Origin of the sequence: Pectobacterium aroidearum, assembly GCF_041228105.1 — a bacterium.
GTDB classification, from domain to species: domain Bacteria; phylum Pseudomonadota; class Gammaproteobacteria; order Enterobacterales; family Enterobacteriaceae; genus Pectobacterium; species Pectobacterium aroidearum.
In genome coordinates this window covers 125,604-148,192 of the sequence record NZ_CP166097.1, presented here as the reverse complement: position 1 = coordinate 148,192, position 22,589 = coordinate 125,604, and the positions used below count along the sequence as shown (strand labels likewise).

The window sequence follows — 22,589 nt, the reverse complement described above, 5'->3', positions numbered from 1 at the left end:
TACCTTAGTGGCAGTCGCCCGCTGTTCTGTTTCCACAGCATTGTTCAACGGTTTTACGTGCGGACAGCAGGTTAACATCAACGCGGCTGCGCGCACGACGTAGCCCACCGATAACCAACACATTAAACAGAATGACGGCAAGGATACACGTCAGGCTGTAAACCGGATGCTGAGTAAACGTGGCAAGCTGATAGAATATCGTCGCCAGTGAATAGGCAGTGTTCAGCCCCCAAAGGATTGAGAAGCCCATCCAACCACGGCTCGATTCGCGAGCCATTGCTCCCATGACCGAAATACAGGGGATATAGAGCAACACAAATATCAGATAGCTGTAAGCGGCGGCTGGACTGCCAAATTTCTGGCTCATTATCCCCATCGCTCCCATTTCCATTTCCCCATCGCCCTTACTGGCTTCAATAGGGTTGGCAAGTACGCTTAAACTAAAGGTACTCTTCAGGTTTTTCCCTGTCTCTTCCACAGCGCCGACCAGCTCATCCGTCAGGCTAAAACTGGCTGGGTCGAATGTCTCTTTCTTGATGCTTTCAGCGGTGTAAAGCGTATTTAACGTACCGACTACAACCTCTTTAGCCATCGCGCCTGTAAAGAGCCCCACGGTTGCCTGCCAATGGTTCGGCTGAATGCCGATAGGTTCCAACAGGGGTGTGAAGACATGGCTCACGGAAGCCAACGCAGAGTCATTGATGTTATCAACTACCTGTCCGTTCAGCGAGAAGCTGTTTAGTCCGCTCAGAAAGATGCTAACGACGATAATGACCTTACCAGCGCGTAGCACAAACCCTTTTAGGCGCTGCCACGTCTGGAGTATCAGGCTCTTCACATGTGGTGCGTGGTATACCGGCAGCTCCATCACGAACGGCGTTGCTTCACCACGCATAATAGTGTGCTTCAGCATGAGACCGGTCAGGATTGCCATCACAATCCCCAGCACATAGAGCGAGAATACGACCAGTGCCCCCTGCTGCCCGAAGAAGGCGGCAGAAAATACGGCGAAGATCGCCAACCGTGCGCCACAGGACATAAACGGAGCCATCATGATGGTCATCAGACGTTCACGTGGCGCATCCAGAGTACGAGCCCCCATGACCGACGGCACGTTACAGCCAAAGCCGACAATCAGTGGCACGAACGATTTTCCCGGTAGCCCGAGCGACTGCATCAGGCGATCCATAACGAACGCGGCACGCGCCATGTAGCCGGAGTCTTCCAGAAATGACAGAAACAGATACATCATGCCGATTTGCGGCACCAATGGCATCACGGTGTTAATCCCGCCACCTAACCCCTGAGCAAGGAAGATAGTCAGCCAGTCCGGGAAATGCAGCGTATATCCAAGCCACTGAATACCGTGAATAAAGAGTGCAACCGAGCCTGCATCGAAAATGGGTTGCAGTGCCCCACCAATGTTAATAGCAAGCAGGAACATCAGGTACATGACGAACAGGAAGATTGGCAGCCCCAGCACACGGTTAAGGACGATGCGATCCACCGCCGCCGTGAAACGGCTGGGCTCTGCCGTCAGGGTGTTACTGACCGATTCGCAAATGGCGGCGATCGTCTGATAACGCGCATCCACGATGTGCAAGGCGGGATCGTCCATCTCTTTTTGCAGGTTTGCCAGTGAGTGTTCCAACTGTTCGGCGGCCTCACCGGCATAGGCGCGGCTATATATATCACCTTCCAGCATTTGCAGGCCGAGCCAGCGACGTTGATGTAACGGCATGCCCGCCGCCATTGCCTGTGCCAACACATCGGCTTCGCGGAGCAACGATTGAGCATAATGCACCCGCACCACACTCTCGTTTTCATGATGGCGATCAATCGCCATTTTCAGCGCCTCGATACCGCGTGCGCGCGTGGAAACCAGAGGGATCACCGGGCAACCCAGACGTGCAGAAAGCGCATCAATATCAATATGTATCTTCTGTTTTTCCGCGATATCCAGCATATTCAATGCAACGATACAAGGAACACCCAGTTCCAGTAGCTGCAACGAAAGATACAGATTGCGTTCCAGATTAGACGCATCCACCACGTTAATAAGCAAATCCGCGTCACCACTGAGGATGTAATGGCAGGCAATCTGCTCATCCAACGACGTTTGCGATGAGATGGTAGTTAATGAGTAGGTGCCGGGCAAATCCACCAGCGTCACCTGGCTATCCGCTGTGGTGAAAAAACCTTCCTTGCGTTCAACCGTTACCCCAGCCCAGTTCCCCACTCGCTGACGAGAACCCGTTAACTGGTTGAATAATGTCGTTTTTCCAGAATTAGGGTTGCCAATCAAACCAACGGTCATTTTCTTCATATAACACCATTCTCTGTAGCGATAAGGCGATTAGCGTGAAACGGCTTCCAGCTCTAATAGCGCCAGATCTTTCTTGCGTAAAACCAGATTGACTCGACGAGTTTCGATATGGAGGGGATCGCCCAATGGTGCAACGCGGATTACATTAAAAGATGAGCCAGGCAACATACCGAGTGAAAGCAGTTTCTGACGATAAGCCGGACTGATCTCACGAGAAAATCCGGTAATTTTCCACGTACTATCAGGGAATAATTGCATAGGGCCTACTTACTTGGTCATTGGTTTATTCATCACAACTCGCAGGAAGGGACACAAACCAAATTGCTCGCCAACACAGAGCGCATCACCAGTTAGTAAGGGTAGCGATAATGAGAATGGTTTGTACCATTACTCATTAGATATCGAACGGAGAAAGGTTTAAATAGTGATTCAAATCATCCTTGATGTGGCTCAATAATCAGCGCTGTTTTCTCACCCCGCCACCAGCACCTCCACCCCCATTTTGCTCAAGGCTTCTTTGGCGGCGACAGGTAGGCCGTCGTCGGTGATGATGCTGTCGAATACGCTGAGCGGCGTGGCGAGGTGGGTGGCGATGCGGCCGTATTTCGAGGTGTCACACAGCAGTACGCACTTGCTGCTGGCTTCTACCGCCGCGCGTTTCACAACCACTTTGTCTTCGTTCGGCGTGGACAGCCCGCGCAGGCTCCAGGAAGACGCGGAGATAAAGGCGATGTCGATAAACAGGTTGCGCAGCGCCTGCGCCACGGCTTCCCCAATGCAGGATCGGTTTTCCCGACACAGCGTGCCGCCGGTGTGGATCATGCGGCACTGGCTGGACTCAATCAGAAAAGCGGCAATCGCAAAATCGTTGGTGACAATCAGGAGATCGTCGCGTTCCGCCAACTCGCGCGCCAGCGATAACGTCGTGGTGCCTGCATCCAGATAAATGCAGCTATTCAACGGAATGTGCTGCGCCGCCAGTTTACCCATCGCCGCTTTCTGCTGGCTGAACATCACGGATTTATCCTGATGCGACGGTTCAATCGCCAGACGTTCGGGCGAGCGCACGCCGCCGGAGACACTCAGCAGCAGGCCGTCCTGCTCCAGCTTTTGCACATCGCGCCGTACCGTCATGTGCGACACGCCCAGTCGCTCGGTCAATTCATTGATGCTTACCACGCCGCGTTCGGCGATCAGCGCCAGAATCTGTTGATGACGTTCTACTGGAATCACGCTGTTCATTCCCTGTTTGAGAGTGCTGGTCTGATAACTCTGGTTTGATAAATATTGTGAGAGATACCCCGTTTGATGACGATAATTATCATAAATTCACGTCATACACCACGCCAGACATGATTGCTTTCATCGTTACACAACGAGAAATCATAACTAATTACATGATATACAAAGAAAATTAAGGATATCTCTTTCCCGACGGTGTTCAGCTACACTGAATCATCACGATCTCAATGTTAATTTATGTGATAAAAATCACCATAATTTGTTCTGATAGTCCTTATATTTAACACCAGAGAACAAAAAATCACTAATTTTAACAAGGCAACCACGATGAAAAAGACTTCTGATTATGCTGTCGCCGTTATCGGTCTGGGTTCCATGGGTTTTGGCGCTGCGGCGTCCTGCATCAACGCTGGCCTGACGACATACGGCGTCGATATCAACCCGCAGGCGCTGGAGCGGTTACGTCAAGCGGGTGCGGCGCAGGCCGACACACGTATTGATGCCTTCGCTGACAAGTTGGATGCCGTGGTGCTGCTGGTCGTAAACGCCGCACAGGTGAACGGCATTTTGTTCGGTGAACCGCAGGTCGCCGCGAAACTCAAGCCCGGCACCGTGGTCATGGTGTCTTCCACGATCTCCGCGCAGGATGCCAAAAACATTGAACAGCGTCTGGCTGAGCATCAGCTAATCATGCTGGATGCACCGGTGTCCGGCGGGGCAGCAAAAGCTGCTGCAGGCGACATGACGGTCATGGCATCCGGTTCCGATCTGGCTTTTGAGAAACTGAAGCCCGTGCTGGATGCCGTCGCGGGCAAGGTCTACCGCATCGGTGAAGAAATCGGGCTGGGCGCAACGGTTAAAATTATTCACCAGTTGCTGGCAGGCGTACATATCGCTGCTGGTGCGGAAGCAATGGCGCTAGCCGCCCGTGCCGATATCCCGCTGGATATCATGTATGACGTGGTGACCAACGCCGCCGGAAATTCCTGGATGTTTGAAAACCGCATGCGTCACGTTGTCGATGGCGATTACACGCCAAAATCCGCCGTTGATATTTTCGTGAAAGATCTGGGGCTGGTCACCGACACCGCCAAATCGCTCCATTTCCCACTGCCGCTGGCCTCTACCGCGTTCAACATGTTTACCGCCGCCAGCAACGCCGGATTTGGTAAAGAAGACGACAGCGCGGTCATCAAGATCTTTAACGGCATTACGCTACCGGAAAAGAAGGAGGCGCCATGATCAAGCTAGGTGTGATCGCCGATGATTTTACCGGCGCAACGGATATCGCCAGCTTTCTGGTCAACAACGGGCTGCCGACCGTACAACTCAACGGCGTACCGCCGTCCGATTTTAAGGTCGAAACGCAGGCCGTGGTCATTAGCCTGAAATCGCGCTCCTGTCCGGCGGAACAGGCCGTGGCGGATTCACTCAAGGCGCTGGCATGGCTGCAACAGCAGGGCTGCCAGCAGTTCTACTTTAAATATTGCTCCACCTTCGACAGCACAGCAAAAGGCAACATCGGTCCGGTAACCGATGCGCTGTTGGAACAGCTCGGTGAAACGCAGACCATCATCTCTCCAGCGCTGCCGGTGAACGGCAGAACCGTCTATCAAGGGCATTTATTCGTGATGGATCAGCTGTTGTCAGAATCCGGGATGCGCCACCATCCGGTTACACCGATGACGGACAGCAACCTGATGCGCGTCATGGAACAGCAGGCGGCGGGGCAATGTGGTCTGGTGCCGTATGCCGTGATGGATCAGGGCGCGGAAGCCGTCAAACAGCGGCTGGCACAGTTGAAAGAACAGGGTATCCGCTATGTAGTGCTGGATACGTTGAACGAACAACACCTGCTAACACAGGGTGAAGCACTGCGCGACATGAAACTGGTCACTGGCGGTTCCGGCCTGGCGATTGGTCTGGCACGCCAGCTGGCAGACTCAACAAAACAAACCGGTTCCGCCACCGAGGCAGGCAAGCCACAATCCGGCGCAGGCGTTGTGCTGTCCGGCTCCTGCTCAGTAATGACCAACAAGCAGGTTGCTCACTACCTGAAACAGGCGGCGGGTCGCGCGATTGACGTCGCTCGCTGTCTGGAAAGCGATGATGCCCAGCAAGCCTACGTGCAGGAACTGGCCGACTGGGTAAAAGCACATCGCGACGACGCACTGGCGCCGCTGCTATACGCCACGTCGTCACCCGACGAACTGGCGCAGATTCAGCAGCGCTGGGGCGCAGAAGCCAGCAGTCAGGCGGTGGAGAAACTGTTTGCCGCCGTCGCCCGCCAGCTTCAGCAGGATGGCTTCCAGCGCTTCATCATTGCGGGCGGGGAAACCTCCAGCATCGTGGTGCAAACGCTGGGCATTCACGCGTTCCATATCGGGCCATCCATTTCTCCCGGCGTGCCGTGGGTACGTTCCACCAATCATCCGCTTTCGCTGGCGTTGAAATCCGGCAATTTCGGTGATGAAGACTTTTTTGCCCGCGCTCAAAAGGAGTTTGCCGCATGAGTGAAAAACACCACAACACTGAAGCCGCACTGAACAGCGAGCAGCGCGCACGCGCGGAAATGGTCAAACTGGGCGCGTCCTTTTTCCAGCGCGGCTACGCCACCGGCTCAGCGGGCAACCTCTCGTTGCTATTGGATGATGGCACGCTGTTGGCAACGCCAACCGGCTCCTGTCTCGGCGACCTGGATGCCGAGCGGTTGTCCAAAGTCAGCCTGAGCGGCGAGTGGATCTCCGGGGATAAGCCGTCGAAAGAGGTCAGCTTTCACCTGTCGATTTACCGTAACGACCCCGAATGCAAAGCGATCGTCCACCTGCACAGCACCTACCTGACGGCACTCTCATGTCTGGAAGGGCTGGATACGCAGGATGCCATCAAGCCGTTCACGCCTTATGTGGTGATGCGCGTCGGTAAAGTGCCCGTCGTCCCTTATTACCGTCCCGGCGATGCACGGCTCGGTGAAGATCTGGCGAAGCTGGCCTCGCGCTACAAGGCGTTCTTATTGGCTAACCACGGCCCGGTCGTCACTGGCAAGGATCTGCGTGCGGCGGCGGACAACATGGAAGAGCTGGAAGAAACCGCCAAGCTGATTTTTATTCTCGGTGATCGAAAAATTCGCTACCTCACCGCTGACGATATTGCAGAGCTCTCTTGATGAGCCATTTTTTGCTGAACCGAGGAGTTAACCATGCCTAAGTTTGCTGCCAATCTTTCTATGCTGTTTACCGACGTGCCGTTTCTCGATCGTTTTAAAGCCGCTGCCGATGCGGGTTTCACTTCGGTCGAGTACCTGTTTCCTTATGAATATCCGGCACCGCTGCTGGCGGAAAAGCTGCGGGAAAATGGCCTGAAGCAGGTGTTGTTCAATACTGCGCCCGGCAATATCGCCGCGGGCGAATGGGGCGTATCCGCCCTGCCCGATCGCATTGAAGATGCTCGCCGGGATATCGATAACGCGCTGGAATATGCGCTGGCGCTCAACTGTCCTTCGGTACTGGTGATGGGGGGGGTCGTCCCGCCCGGTGAAGACCGCGCAGCCTATCAGCAAACCTTTATTGATAACCTGCGCTACGCCGCCGATAAATTTGCACCGCACGGCATCAATATCATGATTGAAGCGCTGAGCGCGAAAGTGAAGCCGAATTATCTGTTCGCTAGTCAGTATCAGGCGCTGGAATTAGCCAATCTGATCGATCGGCCGAACGTCTATATCCAGTTGGATTTCTTCCACGCGCAAATTGTCGATGGCAACCTGACGCAAATTATTCACGATTTGGATGGCCGCATCGGACATATTCAAATTGCCTCGGTTCCTGCACGGCATGAACCCGATGAAGGAGAGATTAATTACCCGTTCATCTTTGCCGAATTGGATCGCGTGAATTATGGCGGCTGGGTTGGTTGTGAATATAACCCGCGAGGCAAAACGGAAGACGGGCTGGGATGGATTAAACCCTGGCTGAAGAAATAAATTATCACGGCAATACGTTACTATTTTATAAAAAAGCAAACACCAGAGACACCTTTATAAAATACGAGAAAAGGTCAGATTCCCGCATTATTTCAATGTGGGAATCAGGTCACCCTTTTCTTCAAATAAAACAATAACCCAATACCTTTTCAGCCTCTGAATTGCAAAATGGGTCAATGAGGATAAGAACATGGCCACCTCGCTCTTACTCTGCATCGCTATCGCCGGGGTATTACTCCTGTTGCTGATGGTCATTAAATTTAAAATACAGCCCTTTGTCGCCCTGCTGGTCGTCAGCTTACTTGTTGCGCTGGCAACCGGAATACCCACAGAAGAAATAATGAAAGTCATGTCCAGTGGCATGGGAGGCGTTCTCGGCTCGATCACCATGATCATCGGACTGGGTGCCATGTTGGGAAGAATGATCGAAATTTCTGGCGGAGCTGAATCTCTGGCAAGGAAATTTACCCAAACACTGGGAGAAAAGCGCGTTATTGCGGCGCTGACTATGGCAGCATTTATTCTCGGTATTCCGGTATTTTTTGATGTCGGCTTTATTATCCTCGCCCCGATTATTTACGGCTTTGCGAAAGTCGCGAAAGTCTCTCCACTTAAATTCGGTTTGCCCGTCGCTGGTGTCATGCTGACTGTGCACGTTGCGCTTCCCCCCCACCCAGGCCCAGTGGCCGCGGCCAGTTTGTTAAAAGCCGATGTGGGCTGGTTAACCATATTGGGGCTGGCGATTTCTATTCCTGTTGGCATTATCGGTTTCTGGGTCGCCAAATATATCAACCGCCGCCAATACGCCTTATCTGTTGATGTGCTGGAGCAATTACAACTCACGAAAACGGAAGACAAAAGTGAGGCCGTCCAACATAAAAATGCCCCCTCTGCGAGTCTGGTAACTGCGCTAATCGTCATTCCTATCGCAATTATCATGCTCGGTACGGTAGCGGCAACACTTTTCCCCGTAGGCCACCCACTGCGTAACATCACTACGTTGGTCGGTTCCCCTGCAGTGGCATTACTCATCGCTCTAGCGCTGGCATTTTATTTTATCGCCATGCGTCGCGGCTGGTCGCTTGAAAAGACCGGCAACGTTATGGGGGACGCCATGCCTGCCGCAGCCGTCGTGATTATGGTGACTGGTGCAGGTGGCGTGTTCGGCAAGGTATTGGTGGAATCCGGTGTGGGGAAAGCGCTGGCGGATACGCTGACCAGCATCCACCTGCCGCTGGTGCCTGCCGCATTTCTTCTGTCGCTGGCGCTACGCGCCTCGCAAGGCTCCGCCACCGTCGCCATTCTCACCACCTGCGGCCTGCTGAGCGAAGCCGTCAGCGGCCTGAACCAGATGCAGTTGGTACTGGTAACGCTCTCTGCCTGCTTTGGCGGGCTGGGTCTGTCGCACGTTAATGACTCGGGTTTCTGGATCGTCACCAAATATCTGGGGCTGTCCGTCGCCGATGGCCTGCGTACCTGGACGGTGCTGACAACTATCCTCGGGCTAGCCGGGTTCCTCTTCACCTGGGCGTTATGGCTGGTGATGTAAACGTCTCAACGTTTCACCCCTTACGACCTTTCACTAAAAGGAAAACCGCCGATCTTCGGCGGTTTTTCTCCTTATGCCGAAAAATGCGCCCGTTTTACTCCTATATTCCGCATCTGCCTATCCACACCTGTCTTTATACTGTGCGTGGGGTAAGGAACTGCGCGTTTCTTTACCACCGCTACGCAAGTCTGCATGCCAACACATGACGTCATCAGAAGTACATCCTATTCCTGACCTGTCGCAGAAGAGACCCAATCCACAAAGCAGAACCTGCATCACCGATAAAAAATAATAAAGGAACATTATGAATTTTCTAGCAAAAATGAAGCTTGGCACCATGTTGGGTGCCGGCTTCGCCTCTGTCATCATCATCGGTCTGATGGTCGCCGTGCTGGGACGCGCGCATCTGGTCGATCTGGGTGAAGATATTGAATCACTGTCCGAAAAAAATCTGACCAGCCTTATCCTGATACAGGACGCCAAAAACGGTTTTGATGCCGTGGCGCGTTCGGTGCGTAACATTGGCCTGACCGATGACAGGAGCCGTATTCAGGAAGAAAAGCGCCTGATCGATCAGCAAATCGCCCGCAATACAGAAATCCTGACCAAATTGTATGAACACATGTCTGAACCAGAAACTCGTGACACGCTGGAGAGCCTGACGCAGGCGCGTCCAGCTTATCGGGATACCGTGAATAAGGCGGTTGAACTTGGTCTATCCGAGAATGCCGAAGAAAGGGCGCGTGCCGTGCAAATCATGGTCAATGAGATGCAGGTTACGCAGGCACCAGTTTTCGCCGCGCTGGATAGCATGCGGGAATTTCAGAAAACACGGACGCTGGATATGACGACAAGCGCGATGCAGGAAGCGCGCTCAGACGGCAACATGCTGATCGTCTTCGCAGCCATTGCGGTGCTCGTTGGCATTCTGGTTTCCGTACTGATTACCCGCACCATCAAAGGCTTACTGGGTGGCGAAGTGGTTTATGCCGCACAAATCGCCCAGGCGGTTGCGCAGGGAAATCTGGCCGTCGCCGTGAACTTACGTCCCGGAGATGACCGCAGTGTACTGGCAGCCATGAACGGAATGCGCAAAAGCCTGAGTAGCATTGTTGAACAGGTGCGTGAGAGCAGTGAATCCATCGCCACCGGCGCCAGCCAAATCGCCGCAGGCAGTACCGACCTCAGCCAGCGTACGGAAGAGCAGGCGGCCAACCTGCAACAAACCGCAGCCTCAATGGAAGAGATGAGCCAGACCGTACGTCAGAACTCAGACACCGTGCGTAATGCCGCTCAGCTGGCGCAGGCTGCCAGCAACACCGCGGCTAAAGGCGGTGAAGCCGTCGGCAATATCGTTGTCACCATGAAAGAAATTACCGACAGTTCGCACAAAATTGGCGACATCATCAGTGTCATTGACGGCATCGCCTTCCAGACCAACATTCTGGCGCTCAACGCCGCGGTCGAAGCCGCCCGGGCGGGTGAACAAGGCCGTGGTTTTGCCGTGGTGGCTGGAGAAGTTCGCTCGCTGGCGCAGCGCTCCGCCACCGCAGCCAAAGAGATTAAAGAACTGATCGGCCACAGCGTCGAGAAAGTCGAGACAGGCTCCGCCTTGGTCAGCGATGCGGGAACGACAATCGAAGAGCTGGTTCGTCAGGCACGTCACGTTGCCGATCTGATTAACGAAATTGGCGTAACTACGCAGGAACAAGAATCTGGTGTCTCGCAGATTCACGATGCCGTTAACCAACTCGATCAGGTCACGCAGCAGAACGCCGCGCTCGTTGAGCAATCCGCGTCTGCCGCCGATAGCCTGAGCGATCAAGCGGCTCATCTGGTCGAGCTGATGAAAGTCTTCGTCGTTGAAGGCGGATCTTCACAGCGCCTTGCTCCGCAGTTGAAAAGGCCTGACAGCGCCAAACTCTCGCTTGCCAATTCCAGAAGCCGCGCAGGAAGCGATACGCAAAACTGGGAACAGTTCTGATTCGACACAGGGGGATCACCTCCCCCTGTTTACTTTCACATCCATTCTCCGCCAAGCCCCGCCATACCCTGCATTTTCTGTTTTTTCCTCATCAGCGTGCGCCACGCTGCAAAGGCGGCAATTAAAATCAATGTTTTCTCCGGTCATGCCGATATTCTAGAGTGAAGTGCTTAATTATTCACCAGAGGGATCGAGAAACCGCAGCAGCACATGCCTCCATCGTGCAAAGGAAAATCTGCTTAATAACAATAAATATTGTAAATAAGTCATGAGGATAACATGCAGCATACAAAAAAAATGAAACTGGGTACTCAGGTCGGTTCAGGCTTTGCCATTGTTATTATTATTGGCCTATTAGTGGCTATCTTCGGCAGAATGCACTTGGTTGGCCTCGGTAATACTACGGACAGGCTGGCCAAACACCACCTTGCCAATCTCATCGTGCTACAAGAGCTGAAAGATAATCTTAACGTCACGATCAAAGCCACATTGCGTATGTTGATCGCTACCGAGCAAAAGGTTCTGGAAGACAATCAAAAACTGATTGAAACCACGAGTGCCAAAAACACACAGCTCGTCACTCAGTTGGAAACCAATTTACGGGCAACCGAGGTTCGCAATATTCTGGGCGAGCTGCAGCAAAACCGCACTGAATTTGCCAAAGTAGGCCGCCAGGCCGTCGCACTGTCACTCAGCAATAGACAGGCTGAATCTATCGAGTTAGTTAAAACCCAGCTTGAACCCATACAAACCAAGCTTTTTAACAATCTGAACACCATGATTCAGTTGCAGAAAGACTACACCACGCAAACAGCAACCGACGCGATTGAAGAGTCCTACTATGATGGCAATTCCCTGCTCATTCTGGCTGTCATCGCCTCATTATTCGGCGCCGGCATCGCCTGGCTGATTACCCGCCATATCAAGAAGCAACTGGGGGGTGAACCCGCCTATGCCACGCAGGTCACACAGGAAATCGCACAAGGTAATCTCGCAATACCAGTCGATCTGGCGTCAGGTGACAACACCAGTTTGCTGTTTGCGATGAATAACATGCGCAAAAGCTTAAGCAGCATTGTTGAACAGGTGCGTGAGAGCAGCGAATCTATCGCCACCGGAGCCAAACAGATCGCCGCAGGAAGTGCTGACCTCAGCCAGCGCACAGAGGAGCAGGCAGCCAACTTACAGCAGACCGCAGCGTCTACGGAAGAAATGAGCCAAACAGTACGTCAAAATACCGATACCGTGCGTAACGCTGCTCAACTGGCGCAGGCCGCCAGCAACACCGCGGCTAAAGGCGGTGAAGCTGTCGGGAATATTGTTGTCACGATGAAAGAAATTACCGACAGTTCGCACAAAATTAACGACATCATTAGCGTGATTGACGGCATCGCTTTCCAGACCAATATTCTGGCCCTCAACGCCGCGGTCGAAGCGGCTCGGGCAGGTGAGCAAGGTCGTGGCTTTGCCGTGGTGGCTGGCGAAGTCCGCTCGCTGGCACAGCGTTCCGCCACCGCAGCCAAAGAGATTAAAGAGCTGATCGGCCACAGCGTCGAGAAAGTCGAGACGGGCTCCGCACTGGTCAGCGATGCGGGCACAACAATCGAAGAGCTGGTTCGTCAGGCGCGCCACGTTGCCGATCTGATTAACGAAATTGGCATTACCACGCAGGAACAAGAATCCGGCGTCTCACAGATTCATGAGGCGGTGAACCAACTCGATCAGGTCACGCAGCAGAACGCCGCGCTCGTTGAGCAATCCGCATCTGCGGCCGATAGCCTGAGTGAGCAAGCCGCTCATCTGGTAGAACTGATGAAAGTCTTCATCGTTGAAGGCGGAGCGCCGCAGCGCCTTGCTCCACAGTTAAAACGGCCTGACAGCGCAAAACTTTCACTCGCCAACCCTAAAAGCACCACGGGAAGCGATAAGCAAAACTGGGAAACCTTTTAGCCGTTAATCAAAACATGCCGAAACCGCTGAGCGATCAGCGGTTTTTTCAATAGGGAAAAACAATTAATAAAAAAGAAAAAATCGAAATTAACTTTATATTAAACGAAATAAAATAAAATCAATAAAAAACAAGAGAAATGACAACGCTGTGATGATAAAAACATCAAATATATGATGGTAAAATCATCATATCGTTCGAAAAAGAAGAATAAATAGAAAATAAAACCCGCTTTAGGGTTGAATAAATAAGCAGAGAATCATAATTCACAATGTTTATTAACATGACTGTCAATTTAACATTACAGCACGATATCAGTTTATTTTTTCTCTAACCCATAGAAATATTGCGGCTTTTCCCTTCGCCTTTTATACTCCTGCGCCATCATTTCCCTGTCATCAGAATAGGTTCTATCGCACCAGACACAACCCTACTTTGCTAAGCGATTAACCAGAAAAAGTAACGTGAAATACATTTATAGCCGAAAGGAAACGGGCAGTGATTAAAGGAAAGGATTTACCTGACATAGCTCAAACCGCAACGTGACGGCATTTGCAAAATAAATACGTTTGCGCAACGCCTATTTCACATTTAAAGCACACCTACACCAACCATATTCATCTTCAGCATATAATAAGGGACACAATGAATCTCATCAAAAATAGCAGCCTGGGTAAAATGCTAGGGACAGGCTTTACTCTGGTCATCGCCATCGGTTTTCTGGTGGCGGTATTTGGCCGTATCCAGTTAGATAAACTCGGGGAAAATATCCAGCTGCTGTCGCAGGTTCGCATTACCAACCTCATCATGATGCAGGAGTTTAAAGACAACATAAACACCAATGCCATCGCCATCAGAAACCTGACGATGCAGGAAGACAGTCGGCAGATGCAGCAAGAGAAAGTGCGTATCGAGGAGATGGTCTCCCGCAATAACGCGTTACTCACCAAAATACACGACAGCGCCACCGAGAAACATGCTCAGGAATTGGTCGCGGAACTGGAGCGCGTGCGCCCGGCTTACAGCAGTAGCTATACCAACGCCATCACATTAGCCATGGCGAATAAAAACAGCGAAGCGCAACATCTGTTATTAACAGACGTGCGGGCAAAACAGGAAGCCGTCTTCAAAGCGCTAAATGACATGGTCAACTGGCAAGAGAAGCTCACAGTCGACATCGCCGACCAGTCTTTAAAAAATGCCACTCACGCGGGCACGCTGATGGTCATCATCGCCCTGCTTTCTGTCGTGCTGGGCGCAATGATTTCATGGTGGATTACCCGCACCATTAAACGTCAGCTCGGGGGGGAGCCAGCCTACACGCTGGAAGTGACCCGTCAGGTTGCACAGGGGAATCTGGCCGTTGCGATTGAACTGCGCGATGGAGATACCACCAGCGTACTGGCTGCGATGGAGGATATGCGCCAAAACCTGAGTAATCTGGTCGGTCAGGTGCATCAGAGCAGCGAATCGATCGCCACCGGCGCGACGCAGATTGCGATGGGCAACACCGATCTGAGCCAGCGCACGGAAGAACAGGCTGCGAATCTTCAGGAAACCGCGGCCTCGATGGAACAAATGAATACCACGGTGAAGCAGAATGCGGCGACGGTGCGCACCGCAACAGAGTTAGCCCATTCCGCCAGCACCACAGCGCAAAAAGGTGGCGATGCGGTCAATAACGTTGTGCGTACGATGGAAGATATCACCGCCAGCTCGCGTAAGATCGGCGACATTATCGGCGTTATCGACAGTATTGCTTTCCAGACCAACATTCTGGCGCTCAACGCCGCCGTTGAAGCCGCCAGAGCCGGTGAACAAGGCCGTGGCTTCGCCGTGGTCGCGGGTGAAGTCCGTTCTCTGGCACAGCGTTCCGCCTCCGCCGCCCGTGAAATCAAAGACCTGATTAACGTCAGCGTAGCTAACGTGGAAATGGGCGAGAAGATGGTGAACGACGCGGGTATCACCATCAAAGACATTGTCGAAAAATCGCAGCATGTTGCCAACCTGCTTAGCGAAATCGGCCTGACAACACACGAGCAGGAACAGGGCGTTGCCCAGGTGAATGATGCAGTTAATCAGCTCGATCAGGTGACCCAGCAGAATGCCGCATTGGTTGAAGAATCGGCCTCCGCCGCCGACAGCCTGAGCCAACAGGCAAGAACGCTGCTGGAATTAATGGGCGTGTTCAAAATCAGCGGCGTTCAAGCCCAAGCGCCACGCCTGAGCGCACAGGTGAAGCAACCGACAGCGCCGAGACTGGCTCTGGCAAGCCAATCGGGCAACACAAGCAGCGATAACTGGGAAACGTTTTAACGAACGCGTTCGATCGACAGATTCCCCAGTCTTGTCGCAAAAAATAAAGCCGCTGAGTCTTCAGCGGCTTTTTATTGTATAAGGATAAAAGAAATAAATAATAAGGTTAAAAAAACCGCACTCATTGATAAATAACACAGATGGAAATAATGATTTACAAACTAATGGGTGATAAGGAAAAGCCCTAACTCTTATTAGGTATAAAGGTATTGATTAGTATTTATTATCTATTTCTATCACCATAAGAAAATAATATTAAATTTTTCCCATCTAATAAATCAGGGGTTTTTGTTACGTTTATTCTGCCATCAACCTACCACGTTATTGTCTACACTTTATTTGTCATTCCCTTGGTCTGTAATTATTCCCAACAGACATTCCATACCTGTATGCAAGCGACAGTTATCTCCCTTCGGCAATGCTGCCATCGGGGTCTAAACGCCGCTGATCTTCCTGTACCAGAAAGACATCGGGAGATAAGGGAAATGATGCAAGTAATAGAGTTCACCGGGTGAATCGCGTCTGTACCATCACCCATTAACAGAAAATAACGACACCTGCTGTGTCAGACTTCAATAAATAAAAAAGGAACATCATGAAAAATATGAGTTTGGGAAAAATGTTAGGAACAGGCTTTACGTTAATTATTGTGATTGGTTTTTTAGTCGCCATATTGGGTCGCGTCCAGTTAGAAAAACTTGGAGGAAACATCCAGCTTTTGTCACAAATGCGTATTACCAATCTTCTATTAATGCAGGAAGTGAAAGATAACGTCAACATCGCAGCACGCTCTATCAGAAATATTGCGCTTTTGAGCGATCAACAGCAAATGAAGGTGGAAAAAGATCGCATTGAGCAAACCATCGCACGTAATAGCGAGTTGCTGGCGAAAATACGGAAGAACCTCGTGGATGACGACGCTAAAACGCTGCTCAGCACGCTGGATCAAGTTCGCCCTGCGTATACCAGCAGCATGAAAAAAGCGACCGAACTGGCCATGTCCAACGAACACGACGCGTTTCGCAATTTCCTACTGACAGAAGTTCGTACCACGCAAGCAAGCGTATTCGACATTCTGGATAAAATGGTTGAGATGCAAAAACAGCTGACCGTCGAACTCGCCAATGACTCGGAGAATAATGCGTTACACGCAGGCACCCTAATGCTAATCATCGCATTGTGTTCTGCCCTGTTAGGAGGCGTTGTAGCCTGGTGGATCACCCGGAAAATCAAGCGCCAGTTGGGTGGAGAGCCAGCCTATACGCTGGAGGTGACCCGCCAGGTCGCCCAAGGGAATCTTGCCATCGCCATTGATCGGCGTGACGGAGACACCACCAGCGTCCTCGCCGCAATGGAGGAAATGCGCCAGAGCCTGAGCAACATTGTCGGGCAAGTCCATCAAAGCAGCGAGTCTATCGCCACCGGCGCCAGCCAGATTGCCATTGGCAACACCGATCTGAGTCAACGTACGGAAGAACAGGCCGCAAACCTGCAAGAAACCGCTGCCTCCATGGAAGAGATGAATACTACCGTCAAACAAAACGCCGACACCGTGCGTAGCGCCGCACAGCTCGCGAATGCGGCCAGCGCCGCCGCCCGCAAAGGGGGGGATGTCGTAAATAATGTCGTGCGGACAATGGAAGAGATCACCGCGAGTTCGCGTAAAATCGGCGATATCATCGGTGTGATTGACGGCATTGCTTTCCAGACCAACATTCTGGCGCTTAACGCCGCCGTCGAAGCGGCACGCGCCGGAGAACAGGGGCGTGGCTTCGCCGTGGTTGCCGGAGAAGTGCGTTCGCTGGCTCAGCGCTCCGCTTCCGCAGCACGCGAAATCAAGGATTTGATTAGCATCAGTGTCGGAAAAGTGGAAGCGGGAGAACTGCTGGTGAACGAAGCGGGCGTAACCATCGAGGAAGTCGTGGAGCAGTCACAGCGTGTCGCCAATCTTATCAATGAGATCGGACTGACTACCCACGAGCAGGAACAGGGCGTTTCTCAGGTGAACGATGCGGTTAATCAACTCGATCAGGTCACCCAGCAGAACGCGGCACTGGTTGAAGAATCGGCTTCCGCCGCAGACAGCCTGAATCAACAGGCCAGACATCTGGTTGAATTAATGAGTGTTTTCAAAATCGACGGGATCCAGCCACAGCGTGCCGCACCGCAGGCCGCTACGCTGCCCAGACCCAAACTGGCGCTGGCCGCTAATTCGAGTCACACAAACTGGGAAACCTTTTAAAGCTATCACCTGTTAATGCTGCACTGATAAAGAAAAACCGCTGAAATATCAGCGGTTTTTTACATTAACGGATAGCCTGTTATCGGCGATTACAGCGCCCGACGCAGTCGCGCCACCGCTTCATGCATTTGCTCATCCGTTGCCGTCGCAAAGGACAGACGCAGCGTTGAGTAATCGACATTGTCTGGGAAGAAGAACTCACCCGGCACGAAAACAACGCCCTGATCCAGCGTCTTCTTCAGCCATTCCGTCGTGTTGAAATCGTTCTGGCGGAACTTCGCCCACAGGAACATCCCGCCTTTCGGTTGGTTGAAGGTGATCACATCACCCAGTTCCTTCTCGACCAGCTGTGCCAGCAGTTCACCTTTGTGCTTATAGGCGTGGCGGATTTTTTCGATCTGCGAATCCAGACGTCCTAATCCCAGATAGCATTCCGCGACGGTCTGCGACAGCGCGCTGGCATGCAGGTCAGCGGCCTGTTTGATAATCGCCACTTTGTGCAACAGCCAGTCCGGCAGAATCGCCCAGCCGAGACGCAGCCCCGGAGCCAGCACTTTCGAGAACGTGGAGGTGTACAGCACGTATTCCGTGCTCCCCAGCTTCTCCTGCGCCAGTTGGAACAGCGTCGGGTTGCGTTCTTCGGTGAAGCGCAGCTCGCCATAGGGATCGTCTTCGATAATGACAAAACCGTAGCGCTCTGCCAGTTGAATCAATTTCAGGCGACGTTCATAACTCAGCGTAACGCCGCTCGGGTTGCCGAAGTTCGGAACGATATAAACGCCTTTGATGCGCTGTTTCTTCAGCAACTCTTCCAGCTCATCGACAACCATACCATTGGCGTCAGATGACACCGACATCACCTGCGCCTGCGCCAGTTCCAGCGTTTGCAGCGCCGCCAGATACGTCGGACGTTCAACGACGAACACGTCGCCGGGATCGACCATTGAGCGCATGATCAAGTCCAGTGCCTGCTGCGAACCCGCCGTCACCACAATATCGTCACCGCGCGTTTTTACGCCGCGCACGGCACACAGCTCGGCAATGCGATCGCGCAGCACGCCGCTGCCTTCGGTCAAGCCATACTGGAATGCCGTTTTCGGCTGTTCGGTAATCGCTAAGTGCGTGGCCTGACTTAACCCTTCGAAATCAAACAATGCATCTGACGGAATCCCGCCAGCCAGCGAGATAATATTTTCCATCTTGCTGTGTTTCAGTAGTTCACGGATGGCGGAACTTTTTAACTGAGCGATACGGTGCGCTAACAACCCTTCAATGGCCATCTCTTCTTAACCTTTCAACAAAACTTCAATTATCCGCCCAGATAGGCCGAACGTACCGCTTCATTAGCTAACAATGCCGCACCGGTATCTTCCAACACGACATGCCCGTTTTCAAGTACATAACCCCGGTCGGCCAGCTTCAGTGCCTGATTGGCGTTCTGCTCCACCAGGAAGATGGTCATGCCCTCTTCGCGCAGTTGCTGGATCGTATCGAAAATTTGCAGGATGATAATCGGCGCCAGCCCCAGTGACGGTTCGTCCAGCAGCAGTAAGCGCGGCTGACTCATCAGCGCACGGCCAATCGCCAACATCTGTTGCTCACCGCCAGACATCGTGCCGGAACGCTGGGCGCGTCGCTCATACAAGCGCGGAAACAGATCGTAGACACGCGCAATGCGTTCCTGATACTGCTCGCGATCGGCAAAAAATCCCCCCATCGCCAGATTTTCTTCTACCGTCATGCGGGAAAAGACGCGACGACCTTCCGGCACAATCGCGATAGCTTCACGCATAATCTGCGCGGTCTGCCAGTTCGTGATGTCCTTACCGTCAAACGTGATAGTGCCTTCCGTCGCGCGCGGATCCCCGCACAGCGTGCCCAGCAGCGTGGTTTTACCGGCGCCGTTTGCACCGATAAGCGTAACAATCTCGCCCTGATTAATATGCAGGCTAACCTGATGCAGCGCCTGAATTTTTCCGTAGTGGGCCGAAACCTGATGTAATGACAGCATAAACGTTATCCTTCACCCAGATAGGCACGAATGACATCCGGGTTGTTACGAATTTCAGCTGGAGTGCCCTGTGCCAGCGGCGTGCCCTGATTGACGACATAAATCCGGTCGGAAATCCCCATGACCAGCTTCATATCGTGTTCAATCAACAGCACCGATACCTGATGGCTATCGCGCAGTTCCGCAATCAGCTGATTTAACTCGTCAGTTTCTTTCGGGTTCAGACCGGCCGCAGGCTCATCCAGCATCAGTAGCTCGGGCCGCGTCACCATACAACGGGCAATCTCCAGACGGCGCTGCTGGCCGTAAGCCAGATTCCCCGCCTGACGGTTCGCTAAATCCAGCAGGCCGATACGCTCCAGCCACACTGCGGCGCGCTCTTGCGCATCGGCTTCCGCACGACGAAAGCCCGGCGTTTTCAACAGCCCGGCAAACACGCCGCTTTTCAGGTGCTGATGCTGTGCGACCAGCAAGTTCTCGATCACCGTCATTTCACGGAACAGGCGAACGTGCTGGAACGTACGCACTACGCCCATACGGGCAATAGCCTGTCCGGATAACCCTTCCAGATGACGATCGCGCAGCATGATGGTGCCGCCGCTTGGGCGATAAAAACCGGTCAGGCAGTTAAAGACCGTGGTTTTACCGGCCCCGTTTGGGCCGATCAGCGAGACAATTTCGCCCGCATGAATATCCATTTCAACGTTGTTGACCGCCAGCAGGCCGCCAAAACGCATCATCAGACCTCTGACTGATAATAGTGGCTGCGTGCTCATGCTTGCTCTTCCTTCTTCGCGACTTTCAACTTCATTTCAGGACGCTTCATCGGCAGCAGGCCTTGCGGACGCCAAATCATCATCAGAACCATCAACGCACCCAGCAGCAGCATGCTGTATTCATTCAGATCGCGCATCAGCTCACGAGACACCACCAGCAGAATTGCCGCGAGAATGACCGCAAACTGCGACCCCATCCCGCCCAGTACGACGATAGCCAGCACAAAGGCAGACTCAGCGAACGTGAACGATTCCGGGCTGACGAAGCCCTGACGCGCAGCAAACAGTGTACCGGCAAAGCCCGCAAACGCGGCGCTGATAGTAAACGCGGTCAGCTTGATACGCGTGGGGCTCAGCCCCAGAGAACGGCAGGCGATTTCATCATCGCGCAGCGCTTCCCAGGCGCGTCCCAGCGGCATCCGCAGCAGGCGGTTAATCACAAACAGGGTCAACACAACCAACAGCAACGCCACCAGATACAGGAAGATAATACGGTCGCTAGGGTCGTATTGCAGGCCAAAGAAATTGTGGAACGTATCCCAACCGCCATCGCGCGCGCTGCGGCTGAATTCCAGACCAAAGAAGGTCGGTTTAGGGATCTGGCTGATGCCGTTCGGGCCACCGGTAATTTCGGTGTTATTCAGCAACAGGATACGGACAATTTCGCCGAACCCAAGCGTCACAATCGCCAGATAGTCGCCGCGCAAACGCAACACCGGGAAACCAAGCAGGAAACCAGACAGCGCCGCCGCCATACCCGCCAGCGGCAGACTTTCCCAGAAGCCCAATCCATAATAGTGGTTCAGCAACGCATACGTGTACGCACCAATGGCATAAAACCCACCGTAGCCTAATACCAACAGGCCGGACAGGCCAACCACCACATTCAGCCCCAGACCCAGCATCACGTAAATCAGCGTGAGGGTGGCAATATCCACCGTACCGCGCGACACCAGGAACGGCCAGGCGATAGCGGCGATAATCAATGCCGCTGCCAATACCTTCTGCCGCGGTGTACTGCCATCAAAACTCGGTAGCACCAGCGGCGGCGCGGAAAATTTCTTGATACTTTGCTGGAAGAACGGGCGGATCAGTTGGAAGAAGAACACCACGACGCAGCCTGCGCCAATCCAATACCAGCGGACTTCATCAGCGCCGCGCACCACCAGTTTGGTGCCATCCAACGCCAACTGCATGCCCATTAAGAACGAGGCAAGCACCAGCAACATGAACGCGGAAACCAGCGCGTTAAACAGGTTGAGCTGTTTCATACTTTCTCAACCTCCGGGCGACCCAGAATACCGGTAGGCATCACCAGCAGCACCACAATCAGCAGGGCAAACGACACCGCATCTTTGTATTCCGTGCTCAGGTAGGCGGACGTCAGCGCTTCGGCTACGCCCAGAATCAGCCCACCGATCATCGCGCCAGGAATACTGCCGATTCCGCCCAGCACCGCGGCGGTAAAGGCTTTCATCCCGGCCATAAAGCCGATATAGGGGTTGATAACGCCGTAAAATTGCCCCAACAGCACGCCAGCAACGGCGGCCATCAGCGCGCCGATAACGAAGGTCAGGGAAATGACGCGATCGGTGCTGATACCCAGCAGGCTCGCCATTTTCAGGTCCTCCGCGCAAGCGCGGCAGGCGCGTCCCATACGGGAATAGCGAATAAACAACGTCAGCGCCAGCATGGCGAGGAACGTAACAACCCAGATGATCAGCTGCATGGAGCTAATGGTTGCGGCAAAGCCATTGCTTTCGCCCAGCACCCACTGGCCAGTCACCAGACTCGGCAGCGCAACATCACGCGAGCCCTGATTCAGGCTGACGTAGTTTTGCAGGAAAATTGACATCCCGATGGCAGAAATCAGCGCAATCAGGCGCTTTGACGTTCGAACAGGTCGATAGGCCACCCGCTCGATACTCCAGCCGTAGGCGCTGGAAATGACCACGGCGGCAATGAAGGCGGCGCCAATCAGCAGCCAGCCAGCATCGATGCCCATCATCATCAGGGCCGCAATCACAATAAAGGAGACATAGCTACCGATCATATACACTTCACCGTGTGCGAAGTTAATCATGCCGATAATGCCGTAAACCATGGTGTAGCCAATGGCGATCAGCGCATAGGTGCTGCCCAACGTCAGGCCGTTGAACATCTGCTGAAAAAAGTAAAGGAACTGCTCGGACATACCTTAACCTTAAATGCTG

The 22,589-nt window shown here is 53.0% G+C and carries 17 protein-coding genes; 9 read left to right on the top strand and 8 right to left on the bottom strand.

Annotation, left to right across the window (positions count from 1 at the left end; translation table 11 throughout):
* Positions 1-4: 4 nt before the first annotated feature.
* From feoB to ygbI, 3 genes are all read right to left on the bottom strand, one after another.
* Entirely contained in the window at positions 5-2,326 is a 2,322-nt protein-coding gene (feoB, locus tag AB8809_RS00600) for a Fe(2+) transporter permease subunit FeoB (RefSeq protein WP_349855578.1), read from the bottom strand.
* Positions 2,327-2,356: 30 nt separating this feature from the next.
* The gene (gene feoA, locus AB8809_RS00595; RefSeq protein WP_182100773.1) at positions 2,357-2,584 is read right to left on the bottom strand and encodes a ferrous iron transporter A; all 228 of its coding nucleotides are present in this window, start codon (positions 2,582-2,584) and stop codon (positions 2,357-2,359) included.
* A 213-nt stretch (positions 2,585-2,797) separates the two neighbouring features.
* A complete protein-coding gene (ygbI, locus tag AB8809_RS00590) occupies positions 2,798-3,559 on the bottom strand; it encodes a DNA-binding transcriptional repressor YgbI (protein WP_300997069.1) in 762 nt (253 codons plus the stop codon).
* Positions 3,560-3,895: 336 nt separating this feature from the next.
* On the opposite strand from ygbI, the gene ltnD reads away from it, so the two are divergent.
* The 9 genes from ltnD (at position 3,896) to AB8809_RS00545 (ending at position 17,589) form a co-directional block, all read left to right on the top strand.
* Positions 3,896-4,810 carry an L-threonate dehydrogenase gene (ltnD, locus tag AB8809_RS00585; protein WP_012772861.1) on the top strand — a complete coding sequence of 305 codons (915 nt, stop codon included), beginning with the start codon at positions 3,896-3,898 and terminating at the stop codon, positions 4,808-4,810.
* A complete protein-coding gene (gene otnK / locus AB8809_RS00580; RefSeq protein ID WP_349855577.1) occupies positions 4,807-6,081 on the top strand; it encodes a 3-oxo-tetronate kinase in 1,275 nt (424 codons plus the stop codon). The genes ltnD and otnK overlap by 4 nt, the downstream gene beginning before the upstream one ends.
* Complete coding sequence (gene otnC / locus AB8809_RS00575) at positions 6,078-6,734, top strand: 3-oxo-tetronate 4-phosphate decarboxylase (RefSeq protein ID WP_180779124.1); 657 nt, start codon at positions 6,078-6,080, stop codon at positions 6,732-6,734. Before otnK ends, otnC begins: the two co-directional genes overlap by 4 nt.
* A gap of 33 nt (positions 6,735-6,767) precedes the next feature.
* Positions 6,768-7,550, top strand: coding sequence for a 2-oxo-tetronate isomerase (gene otnI, locus AB8809_RS00570; RefSeq protein ID WP_181830213.1), 783 nt, complete (start codon positions 6,768-6,770; stop codon positions 7,548-7,550).
* Between the two features lie 190 nt (positions 7,551-7,740).
* Positions 7,741-9,099: a GntP family transporter gene (locus AB8809_RS00565; RefSeq protein ID WP_012772857.1), complete on the top strand. Its 1,359-nt coding sequence runs from the start codon at positions 7,741-7,743 to the stop codon at positions 9,097-9,099.
* 304 nt (positions 9,100-9,403) lie between these two features.
* The gene (locus tag AB8809_RS00560) at positions 9,404-11,083 is read left to right on the top strand and encodes a methyl-accepting chemotaxis protein (protein WP_349855576.1); all 1,680 of its coding nucleotides are present in this window, start codon (positions 9,404-9,406) and stop codon (positions 11,081-11,083) included.
* Positions 11,084-11,362: 279 nt separating this feature from the next.
* Complete coding sequence (locus tag AB8809_RS00555) at positions 11,363-13,033, top strand: methyl-accepting chemotaxis protein (protein ID WP_349855574.1); 1,671 nt, start codon at positions 11,363-11,365, stop codon at positions 13,031-13,033.
* A 643-nt stretch (positions 13,034-13,676) separates the two neighbouring features.
* A complete protein-coding gene (locus AB8809_RS00550) occupies positions 13,677-15,347 on the top strand; it encodes a methyl-accepting chemotaxis protein (protein WP_349855572.1) in 1,671 nt (556 codons plus the stop codon).
* Positions 15,348-15,942: 595 nt separating this feature from the next.
* Positions 15,943-17,589, top strand: a complete 1,647-nt coding sequence (locus AB8809_RS00545) for a methyl-accepting chemotaxis protein (RefSeq protein ID WP_012772853.1) — start codon at positions 15,943-15,945, stop codon at positions 17,587-17,589.
* Between the two features lie 89 nt (positions 17,590-17,678).
* On the opposite strand, the gene AB8809_RS00540 is transcribed toward AB8809_RS00545, so the two are convergent.
* The 5 genes from AB8809_RS00540 to livH are packed head-to-tail and all read right to left on the bottom strand — an operon-like array spanning position 17,679 to position 22,570.
* Entirely contained in the window at positions 17,679-18,869 is a 1,191-nt protein-coding gene (locus AB8809_RS00540) for a PLP-dependent aminotransferase family protein (protein WP_320702363.1), read from the bottom strand.
* A 29-nt stretch (positions 18,870-18,898) separates the two neighbouring features.
* Positions 18,899-19,600: a high-affinity branched-chain amino acid ABC transporter ATP-binding protein LivF gene (gene livF / locus AB8809_RS00535; protein ID WP_012772851.1), complete on the bottom strand. Its 702-nt coding sequence runs from the start codon at positions 19,598-19,600 to the stop codon at positions 18,899-18,901.
* Between the two features lie 5 nt (positions 19,601-19,605).
* Positions 19,606-20,376 (bottom strand): high-affinity branched-chain amino acid ABC transporter ATP-binding protein LivG, encoded by a 771-nt coding sequence (gene livG / locus AB8809_RS00530; RefSeq protein ID WP_180779116.1) that lies wholly within the window; start codon positions 20,374-20,376, stop codon positions 19,606-19,608.
* Entirely contained in the window at positions 20,373-21,647 is a 1,275-nt protein-coding gene (locus AB8809_RS00525; RefSeq protein WP_012772849.1) for a high-affinity branched-chain amino acid ABC transporter permease LivM, read from the bottom strand. Before AB8809_RS00525 ends, livG begins: the two co-directional genes overlap by 4 nt.
* A complete protein-coding gene (gene livH, locus AB8809_RS00520; RefSeq protein WP_349855571.1) occupies positions 21,644-22,570 on the bottom strand; it encodes a high-affinity branched-chain amino acid ABC transporter permease LivH in 927 nt (308 codons plus the stop codon). The genes AB8809_RS00525 and livH overlap by 4 nt, the downstream gene beginning before the upstream one ends.
* Positions 22,571-22,589: the final 19 nt, after the last annotated feature.